The sequence below is a fragment of the Limnofasciculus baicalensis BBK-W-15 genome (genome assembly GCF_024178385.1).
Taxonomy (GTDB): Bacteria; Cyanobacteriota; Cyanobacteriia; order Cyanobacteriales; family Coleofasciculaceae; genus Limnofasciculus; species Limnofasciculus baicalensis.
Window position 1 is genome coordinate 1 of the sequence record NZ_JAMZMM010000409.1, and the last position, 4,830, is coordinate 4,830.

Consider the following 4,830-nt stretch of genomic DNA (forward strand, 5'->3'; position numbering starts at 1 on the left):
GGAGTGGGGAGTGGGGAGTGGGGTGAAAAAATGGTTCCATATATGGCAATATAACAAGATGCAATATTAGTCTTTCTAAACTGCGTGGACATAATACAGTCGTCTCTTAACTCTCTCAAAGTTTTTCAAAGCCGCAAGATGACAGCCCTATTATTTTTGGGCTTTTCCTCCGGCTTACCCTTCTTCTTAACTAATAAGACATTACAAGCATGGATGAAGATAGAGGGAGTGGATTTGGCGGCAATTGGCTGGTTTAGCCTAGTCGGTATACCTTACTCACTCAAATTTATTTGGTCGCCATTACTAGATCGATATATACCACCATTTCTAGGGCGGCGGCAAGGTTGGATGCTTTTAGCCCAAGGCGGGTTATTATTAGCGATCGCAGGTATGGCTTTGCAAAATCCCGGTGAAGCACTACAATTTTTTGCAATTAATGCGATATTCATTGCTTTTTTTAGTGCCACCCAAGATATTGCTGCTGATGCTTACCGCACAGATATTCTCGAAGAAAGAGAAATGGGTGCAGGTGCAGGGGTATTTGTTTTAGGGTATCGGATTGCTCTAATTGTCGCTGGATCTTTCGGTTTAATTTTAGCAGATCGTATTCCCTGGCAGATGGTTTACCTCCTCATGTCTGTCTTGATGTTGGTAGGATTAGCTACTTCAATTTTTGCACCAAAACCAAAAGATCTTCGTCCACCTGAATCTTTAGCTGATGCTGTGATACTTCCTTTTAAGGAATTCTTCGAGAGATCTGGTTTCATTCAGGGTGCTTTCATTCTAGTATTTATTATCCTCTATAAATTTGGGGATGCCCTACTTAGCAGTTTATCCACACCTTTTTTACTTGATATTGGTTTTACCCAAACTGATATCGGTACAATTCAGACAGGTATGGGATTAATCGCAACTATTGTTGGTACTTTAGCGGGTGGAGCAATTCTCAGTCAAATCGGTATTAATCGTTCCCTTTGGGTATTTGGTATTTTGCAAGCAGTCAGTAACTTAGCCTACTGGATGTTAGCTGGAGCTGGCAAAAACTATTCTGCTTTAGTTTTAACTATCAATGTTGAGAATTTCTGTTCTGGATTAGGCACTGCTGCCTTTGTTGCCTTTATGATGAGTCTTTGTAATCATCGATTTACTGCTACTCAGTATGCTTTACTTTCCAGTTTTATGGCTGTGAGTCGGGATATCTTGGTAGCACCATCTGGGCAAATAGCAAAATCTACTGGTTGGTCTGTGTTTTTCATGATTAGTATCATTGCTGCTATACCAGGATTGCTTTTGTTACCACTATTTGCACCTTGGAATGCCGATCCTAATTCTACAAATACTAATTCTACAAATACATCAGGTTGGGATGATTAGGGGCTAGAGTGTTTTGTTAAAGACGATTCCCCCTAAATCCCAGTTAGGGGGATTTTTTATATCTAGTATTGTTTGAATAACTTGGTATTAGCACGAGCTTTAATGAAATTAAGTTATGATAAAGGTAAAGACATTACCTTTATAGCAATATGAGATTCATTAGCCCCAAAACCGATTTCGCCTTCAAGAAAATCTTTGCCTCAGATGAGAGTCACGATATCCTGATTTCCTTCCTCAATGCCATCATATACTCAGGGAATCAGGTAATCAAGAGTTTAGAAATTATCGACCCTTATAACCCGGCAAATGTGGTGGATTTAAAAGATAGCTATCTAGATGTGAAGGCAGTATTAGCAGATGAAACTACCGTCATCATTGAGATGCAAGTCTGGAATGTGGAAGCTTTCGAGAAGCGGGTAATTTATAACTTGTGCAAAACCTACGTCAATCAGCTCAAGTCAGGACAAGGATATTCCTATCTCAATCCTGTGATTGCTTTAACCATCACAGATTTCGAGCTATTTTCAGGCACAGACAAAATAATCACCCGTTTTCACTTTCAAGAGGAAGAAGAAAAGATTTCCTATCAAGAGAAGCAGTTAAAACTGGTATTTGTGGAATTGCCCAAGTTTACTAAGAAGTTGGAAGATTTAGAAAGTCCGGCAGACAAGTGGATTTATTTTCTCAAAGAAGCACCAAGCTTAGAAGTAATTCCTGACAAAATTAGGGAGATACCCCAGATAGAAAAAGCGATGAATATAGCGAATCGGGCGGGTTTGACTGTTGCAGAATTGGAGGAGTTACAGAAAGAGGAAATCTTGATGGAAGATAGGCGTGGTGAAATAACTTTTGCGAAAAAGGAAGCTAAAGAAGAAGGAAGAGCAGAAGGAAGAGCAGAAGGAAGAGCAGAAGGAATAGCAGAAGGAATAGCAGAAGGAATAGAACAGGGAATAGAAGAGGGGATAGAGCAAGGGATAATTCAAGGGATAATTCAAGGGGAAAGAATGGTATTCGTGCGACAACTTCAGCGCCGTCTGGGTGAATTAAATCCGGCAGCGATTATTTTAATTGAAGGATTAAACACTCAAGATTTGGCACGTTTAGAAGAGGCGATGTGGGATTTTTCTAGTATTGAAGATTTACTGAAATGGCTGGAAGAGTATTCTGGCTAAAGTAATCCCGATTTAATCTATTTTTGCGACAGTTATTCGCTTCTACAAAGTTGACTTGGGAAGGGATCCCCCTAAATCCCCCTTAAAAAGGGGGATTTAGGGGGATCTACTCAAACTAGCGTTACGATATAATGGGAGGTTGGGATGAGTGGATTCGCCAGCACTAAAATAGCCAAAAATTACAGAGAACATAAAATTTAGATCGGATAAATTGTCATGCCTATTAAAAGAGTAATCAAAAATAACACGACTCACTTGTATCTAACAACAGAAAGTTATCACCCAGAGAAAAAGAAAGGTAAAATTGTAATAGAAAAGCCGCTTGGAGTTGAGGAACCAGCAAAACCCCTAAACAGTATGACGGAAGAATTTGCTGTTGTGTGGGCAGAGAATAGAACCCTGGGGAATGCAGTACCATTTAGCGATCGCGTTATCGGACAGTTTCCTCTAGAAAACAAAAAGTTCAAAAAACTTCCTGAGCTTACACCATGACTTATATCTTAGACAAACCAAAAGATCAACGGCTAGTCCACTCTAGTATAAACTGGCAAAAGTTTAAATTACTACAAGAGATATTTGCTGACTCACCTGGAGTGCGCCTAGCTTACTACAAAGGAGAGGTTGAAATCTTGACAGTTTCCCCAGATCATGAATCAATCAGCCGTATGATTACAGGGTTACTAATCATTTATTTTCTGGAGAAAGAAATCGAGTTCAATCCATTGGGTAGCTGTACTCAAGAAAAAGAAGATGAAGTTTCAGCACAAGCTGATGAATCTTTTGCTATTGGTAGCTCAACATCTACTACTCCTAATCTTGCTATTGAAGTTATTTTTACTAGTGGTAGTGAGCGCAAATTAAATCGCTATCAAGTTTTAGGTGTTCCTGAAGTCTGGTTTTGGGAGGATGGCCTGTTAAAACTATACCACTTAGACGAATCTGGATACCAACAAATCGAGCAGTCTGAAGTACTCCATGATTTGGATATTAACCTACTCTCTAGGTGTCTAATGATGGCTTCTAAAGTTGAGGCACTTAAAGCATTTAAACGGGGATTATGAAGCTTAGATGGTAAAAATTATCATCCCTTATCTCAAATCCTGCCAAAAAATCACAAACAACCCTTTGCGTTCACGTAGTGTAGCGAAGCGCCAACTTTGCGCTCACCTTTGCGTACCTTTACGTTAAAAAAAACACTAACCCAACACCAACAATTACAAATAAAGTTCCATCACATCAGTAATCGCCAAACGAGACTTCACCCCCAAAGTCAACGGCGAAACATGCCCCCGCTGAAAATGATCCGCCGCCGCACAACCAATCATGGCCGCATTATCTGTACAATATTTCATGGGTGGAAATAATACTCGCAAATTATGAGTAATTCCTGCTGCTTCCATCTGTTTTCTCAATTCGCTATTAGCTGCTACCCCACCCCCAACAGTAATGGTATTCAAGCCACAATCTAAGGCACATGCGATCGCGCGTTTCGTTAGCGCTCGTGCTACTGTATCCTGAAAGCTAGCCGCAATATCTTTTACTGGTATTTCTCCCCCTTCTCCCTCTAGTTGCTGCACTAACCTTAATACAGCCGTTTTCAATCCACTAAAACTAGAATCATAAGGATGATACCCACCATTTGGTAAAGACACCCTCCCTTCTGGTAATTTAAAAGCTTTCGGATTCCCTTCTTTTGCCAGTCTATCAATTATTGGACCACCGGGATAACTTAACTTCAATAATCGCCCTACCTTATCAAAAGCTTCACCCGCTGCATCGTCACGAGTTGCTCCCATTATCTCATATTTACCACAATCTTTCACATAAATCAAGCTAGTATGACCGCCAGAAACTAGCAAACATAAAAATGGTGGTTCTAAGTCTGATTGACTGAGATAAGATGCGTAAATATGACCTTCTAAATGATGAACACCGAGAAAAGGTTTATTGTGAATAATTGATAGAGTTTTGGCTGCGGTTAAGCCGACGAGTAGGGAACCCACTAAACCGGGGGCGCAGGTGGTGGCGATAGCGTCAATTGCACTCCAATCTAATTTTGCATCAATTAGGGATTGTGCGATCGCATCGTTAATCGTTTCTACATGGGAACGAGAGGCGACTTCCGGCACAATACCGCCATATTGCCGATGGATGGCAATTTGAGATGATACAACATTACTCACACAATTGCGATCGCGGACAATGGCGACTGAGGTTTCATCACAACTAGTTTCGATTGCTAGGATACAAGCCATAGATGGGGAGTGGGGAGTAGGGAGTGGGG

The 4,830-nt window shown here is 40.7% G+C and carries 5 protein-coding genes; 4 read left to right on the top strand and 1 reads right to left on the bottom strand.

Annotated elements, in window-relative coordinates:
• The first annotated feature begins 138 nt into the window (after positions 1-138).
• From NJ959_RS25490 to NJ959_RS25505, 4 genes are all read left to right on the top strand, one after another.
• Positions 139-1,374: an AmpG family muropeptide MFS transporter gene (locus NJ959_RS25490; RefSeq protein ID WP_254014562.1), complete on the top strand. Its 1,236-nt coding sequence runs from the start codon at positions 139-141 to the stop codon at positions 1,372-1,374.
• A 149-nt stretch (positions 1,375-1,523) separates the two neighbouring features.
• Positions 1,524-2,546, top strand: coding sequence for an Rpn family recombination-promoting nuclease/putative transposase (locus NJ959_RS25495; protein ID WP_254014563.1), 1,023 nt, complete (start codon positions 1,524-1,526; stop codon positions 2,544-2,546).
• Positions 2,547-2,762: 216 nt separating this feature from the next.
• Positions 2,763-3,038: a hypothetical protein gene (locus NJ959_RS25500; RefSeq protein ID WP_254014564.1), complete on the top strand. Its 276-nt coding sequence runs from the start codon at positions 2,763-2,765 to the stop codon at positions 3,036-3,038.
• On the top strand, positions 3,035-3,607 hold the full coding sequence (locus tag NJ959_RS25505; RefSeq protein WP_254014565.1) for a Uma2 family endonuclease: 573 nt from the start codon (positions 3,035-3,037) through the stop codon (positions 3,605-3,607). The genes NJ959_RS25500 and NJ959_RS25505 overlap by 4 nt, the downstream gene beginning before the upstream one ends.
• A 153-nt stretch (positions 3,608-3,760) precedes the next feature.
• Here the strand turns inward: NJ959_RS25505 and tsaD are convergent, their stop codons facing one another.
• Positions 3,761-4,801, bottom strand: a complete 1,041-nt coding sequence (gene tsaD / locus NJ959_RS25510) for a tRNA (adenosine(37)-N6)-threonylcarbamoyltransferase complex transferase subunit TsaD (protein WP_254014566.1) — start codon at positions 4,799-4,801, stop codon at positions 3,761-3,763.
• Positions 4,802-4,830 lie beyond the last annotated feature (29 nt).